This window comes from Anaerotignum faecicola (assembly GCA_024460105.1).
Taxonomy (GTDB): Bacteria; Bacillota; Clostridia; order Lachnospirales; family Anaerotignaceae; genus JANFXS01.
In genome coordinates this window covers 1-481 of record JANFXS010000213.1, presented here as the reverse complement: position 1 = coordinate 481, position 481 = coordinate 1, and the positions used below count along the sequence as shown (strand labels likewise).

Genomic DNA, 481 nt, shown 5'->3' with positions numbered 1-481 from the left:
CCACGAAACGGCATACTTAAAATCATCTCTCCGTTGTAATCTGCCGGTGATCGAGGAATTTGTGGTCAAGGGGCTGATCGGGGGGAAAATTACAGACGAGCTCCTCGATAACTGCCGATTCCTGGAATTTCCGGCAGATCGGAGAACGTGTTTCCAAGTGTTGTTATTTGAGGCGAGGGAAGCCGTCAGAGTGAGAGCGGAGTTCCTGGGAACCATCCTTCCGTATTTTGAAGAACGGCAGGAGCGGACGGTGAAATACTTCCGCAGTGACCGGGAGCTTGTCATGATCCTGTTCAGTCCAGAAAAAGGCTGTTTTATAAAAGAAAGTATACAAAATATAATATTGGAACTGGTTGAGCGGCTGAATCATGAGGGGATACCGCTCTTTTGTGCTGTTGGTTCCGTTGTCTGCGGCCTGGAGCAGATCGCCTCATCATTCGAAAAAGCGGAACAGATGAAGGAGGAGCTGTTTTTTACAGGG

General features: G+C 48.6%; 1 protein-coding gene. It reads left to right on the top strand.

The genetic code is table 11. From position 1 onward, the window contains the following. The coding region (locus tag NE664_13600; GenBank protein MCQ4727667.1) for a hypothetical protein at nt 1–481 on the top strand (481 nt) is incomplete at both ends.